3 protein-coding genes are annotated in these 4797 nt (G+C 41.9%); 2 read left to right on the forward strand and 1 reads right to left on the reverse strand.

Annotation, left to right across the window (positions count from 1 at the left end; all coding sequences use genetic code 11):
• Positions 1 to 393: 393 nt before the first annotated feature.
• Positions 394 to 3834, forward strand: coding sequence for an endo-1,4-beta-xylanase (locus J6U00_RS08970; protein WP_296581149.1), 3441 nt, complete (start codon positions 394 to 396; stop codon positions 3832 to 3834).
• Between the two features lie 53 nt (positions 3835 to 3887).
• Here the strand turns inward: J6U00_RS08970 and J6U00_RS08975 are convergent, their stop codons facing one another.
• Entirely contained in the window at positions 3888 to 4352 is a 465-nt protein-coding gene (locus J6U00_RS08975; protein ID WP_296581150.1) for a DUF6076 domain-containing protein, read from the reverse strand.
• On the opposite strand from J6U00_RS08975, the gene J6U00_RS08980 reads away from it, so the two are divergent.
• On the forward strand, positions 4336 to 4797 hold a 462-nt coding region (locus J6U00_RS08980), incomplete at its 3' end, for a tyrosine-type recombinase/integrase (protein WP_296581152.1). The genes J6U00_RS08975 and J6U00_RS08980 overlap by 17 nt on opposite strands.

Raw genomic sequence — 4797 nt, forward strand, 5'->3', positions numbered from 1 at the left:
AAAAATTTTTTATCACATTATTTAAACGCTTTCAATGCTTGTTGTAGCACTAAAGAACTCTTAAATAATCACCTATTCATGATAAAATAACTTTGAAAAGCACTTATGGATAATGACTCTTCTCCACATAAACCTCAAACTCAATCTCCCCATTTTCCGCTTGAAAAGTTAATGGGATATGTAATAGGCCAGCCGTTTTTTGCTTTTTTAGGCATAAATTGCTTTTTTACTGTAAATTCTTTACAAATCTATAAAAATATTGTATATTATGATTAGAACGAAAAAGATAGGACGTAGAACGTGAATTTGTGGGATTTTTTATCCAACATCAATTAAATGTGGCAGAAAAAACATCAGACAAAAATGAAAAATATGTAATGAGGGGTGGTTTAATTGAATTTTAAAAACATCAAAAGAGTATTCAGCTTTACCATATCTGCAATAATGATAGCGGCAAGTATGCCTGCGGCTACAGTTGTTAAGGCTGCTGACCAAAAGACACGTGGAAACATAGGTGGCTACGATTACGAAATGTGGAATCAGGCTGGTCAGGGGCAAGCATCAATGGAACCAAGCGCAGGTTCATTTACCTGCTCATGGAGCAACATTGAAAACTTCCTTGCACGTATGGGCAAGAACTTCGATAGCCAGCTGAAAAACTACAAAGATTTTGGAAATATCACACTTTCATACGACGTTGAATATAAACCAAGAGGAGATTCGTATATGTGTGTATATGGCTGGACAAGAAATCCTTTTACGGAATTCTATATAGTTGAAGGCTGGGCCGACTTTCGTCCACCCGGAGATGATGCGGAAAAAAAGGGTACTGTAACTCTTAACGGAAATACATACGATATTTTTAAGACAATACGGTACAACACGCCTAATCTCGAAGGTATTCAAACATTCCAGCAGTACTGGAGTGTTCGTCAGACAAGCGGTGCGCAGAATAATACAACGAACTACATGGAGGGTACAATCGACGTGTCAAAGCACTTTGACGCATGGTCGCAGGCAGGCCTTGATATGTCAGGTACTCTTCATGAGGTGTTTCTTGACATCGAGGGCTACAAATCAAACGGTTATGCTAACGTTAAGAGTATTTCTTTTGATCCGGTTTCTGACCCTATGCCTGAAGACAATAATGACAACGAAGATCTGCAGGACGAATCTGACTTCGACGGCAATGACAACAGCGGCGATAATGCAGGCGATGAAAACAGCATAACTTATGACGGCACAGACAGCGGTGAGGACACAGCAGCTCCACCGACCATTGACTATAAGATTGACTATAAGTACGAAAAGGGCGGCGACGGATTCAAGGATTACATGGGACCGTACTTCCGCCTCGGGGTTGCTGTACAGGGCAATGAAATTAACAACTCAGTGGCTCAGGAGTTCATCAAGAAGAATTATAACTCGATCACATGTATGAACGAAATGAAGCCTGATTCTATCGTTAAGAGCGTAAACGGTGATGAAGTAGAGATCAGCCTTTACGGCGCAAATAATATCCTTAAGTTCGCAGAGGAGAACGGTATCGGTGTTCGCGGACACACCTTCGTATGGTACGGCCAGACACCTAATTACCTCTTTAAGGACAATTACGAATATGTTTCCAAGGAGCGTATGAATAAGCGTCTTGAGAGCATGATAAAGAATACATTCGCTCAGATCAAGTCCGATTATCCTGACTTACAGCTCCATTCCTATGACGTATGCAACGAGCTGTTCGTTAACGACGGCGGCGAAATGAGACCTTCAAGCGACTCTAACTGGGCAAAAGTATACGGTGAAGGAAACACAGAGTTCGTTTTAAATGCATTCAAGTATGCAAGACAGTATGCTCCTAAGGATTGTAAGCTTTACCTAAGCGACTATAACGAGTATATGAGTGCAAAGACGGATGACATTATAAATATGGTCAAAACGATCATTAAAGAGGGAGACTATATCGATGGTATCGGAATGCAGGCTCATCTTGATTCAAGTTATCCTTCGGCAAGCGAGTTTGAAACAGCTATAGAGAAGTTTGAGTCACTCGGACTTGATGTTCAGATAACCGAGCTCGATATCACGAACAGCACTGGTTCGTATGACAAGCTTTATCCTCAGATTTTTGCGGTAGCTATGAAGCACGCTAAGAACATCTCCTGCGTAACCCTCTCGAGAACAACAGACGAGAGCCTCTGGAGATATGACGAGAGGAGGTCACAGCTTCCGTTCAGCAACTATCAGCCTAAACCATTCTACAATGACATTATAGCTCTTGCTGACAAGATAAATCCTCCTGTATATGGGGGAACAACGACCACTACAACAACTACAACCACCATAATAACAACCACAACTACCAATACCACCGCAACAACAGTTTCTGCTACAACATCATCAGATTCTGTTGAGCTTAAGGAACTTCTTGATTCAAAGGTTGAGAAGTGGGGCGACGCTAACTGCGACGGTGGTATTGATATGGGCGATGCTGTAATTATAATGCAGTCCCTCGCTAACCCAAACAAATATAAGCTTTCAGATCAGGGCATGTACAATGCAGACGTTTATGAGGCAGGCGGCGGTATAACAACAAATGACGCTTTTACTATCCAGAAGTACCTCTTAGGACTTATCAAGTCACTTCCTGAGAGCTATTCATCAAGCATTAATACAGTTCAGACTGCAACTACTACTAAGGATACAACAACCACAACTAATACAGAGATTACTACAACAACCAGTTATATTAACTTAAGAGCTCACCAGAACCTTGACTATAGATACGAAAAGGGCGGCGACGGCTTCAAGGATTACATGGGACCGTACTTCCGTCTCGGTACTTTTGTAGGCAGATACGAAATCGGCAAGGCACAGGCTCAGGAATTCATAAAGAAAAATTATAACTCTATCACCTGTGAACAAGAAATGCTGCCTGATTCTATCGTTGCAGGCGTAAACGGTGATGAAGTAGAAATAAGCCTTAATAATGCAAGCGCAATACTCAAGTTCGCAGAGCAGAACGGCATCGGCGTTCGTGGAAATACGTTTGTATATTACAGCATGACACCGCAGTCACTGTTCACGGACAATGACGAATTTGTTTCCAAAGAGCGTATGGACAAGCGCCTTGAGAGCATGATAAAGAATACATTCTCACAGATCAAGACCAATTATCCTAATCTCAAGCTCCATTCTTATGACGTCTGCAACGAGCTCTTCGTTAATGACGGCGGTGGAATGAGACCTGCAAGCAGCTCCAGGTGGGTAAAAGTGTATGGCGAAGGCAACTCAGAGTTCGTTGTAAATGCTTTCAAGTATGCAAGGCGGTATGCTCCCGCAGATTGTAAGCTTTACCTCAACGACTATAACGAGTATATGAGCGCTAAGACAGATGATCTTATAAATATGGCCAAGACGATCATGAAGGAGGGAGACTACATCGACGGTATCGGAATGGAGGCTCATCTTGATTCAAAATATCCTTCGGCAAGTGATTTTGAAACAGCTGTAAAGCAGTTTGAGTCACTGGGACTTGATATTCAGTTAACTGAGCTCGATATCACGAACAGCGACGGTACTAACAGTCAGCTTTATCCTCAAATCTTTGAGGTTGCTATGAAGCATGCTGAGAACATCTCCTGCGTGACTCTCTCGGGAACATGCGACGAGAGTAGCATGGGATACCACCGCGGTTCAGCACTTCCGTTCAGCAACTATCAGCCTAAGTCATTCTACAATGACATTATTTCTCTTGCTAAAAATGTAGGTCCAGCGCCTGTAACTACGACTATAACTACAACAACAACTATAACTTCGACTAAAACTACCAAATAATAGTATAGTTACCAAAATAATGTCAAGTAATTACTTGTATTATTTTACACCTTCTACTTTCTTATCTTCTCCACATAAACATCGAACTCAATTTCCTCGTTTTCAGCCTTAGTCCTGAGTTCAAGAGCATAATCCGCCCATTCAGCGAAATCAGCTTGTGTCATCTTCTTTTTCATGTAACGAGCGTAGTGCTGTTTGTAAGCCTTGCTGTAAACATTCCAGCATGGATTATTCTTTATCTTATCAGCATATTTCTTTCTGTGTCCAATATCACGACATGTTCTGCCATCCATCCCTTCAATCTCTCTTGTGCAGTAATCTGAGAAAAGTCCTACTGTGAGAAGGAAGTATTTTCCGCAGTAACCACATTTCTTAGGCAGATAATGTGATTCCAATCCTTTGAACAATTCAATATACAGATAGCCTCCGAGCGTTGTGAAAGTATAGTGCTGACACAGTTCGGAGGTCTTTCTCTTTTTCAGAACTTCAAATGTAATAAGTGTGAGAAGAACTTCCAATTATACCGCCGATAAAGGAATCTATACTGATACCACAAAAACAAAGAAGTCTCAGCGAAGCCAGAAGTTTCCGGAGTATGTAATGGACATGCTAAAGGAGCTGAAGGCGGAACAGGATAAGGAGAGAATACGTCTCGGTGACAAGTGGATCGAAACAGATCGTCTGTTTGTCAAGTGGGACGGCAGACCGATGCATAACAATACTCCTTATTTCTGGTTTACAGAGTTCTGTGAGAAAAATAATGTCCGCTTCTGTGACATTCATTCACTCCGTCACTTTGCAGCTTCCGCCCTTATTTCTTCGGGACTTGATGTGGTTACGGTACCAGGAGCATTAGGGCATTGCAATTCAGGAACTACGCTGAACATTTACTCTCATATGTTCCAGACTGCGCAGGCGAAAGTGGCTCAGGCTATGGACGGAGCGTTCAGTTTTATTCCACAG

Origin of the sequence: Ruminococcus sp., assembly GCF_017650195.1 — a bacterium.
In the GTDB taxonomy this organism is placed as follows: Bacteria; Bacillota; Clostridia; order Oscillospirales; family Ruminococcaceae; genus Ruminococcus.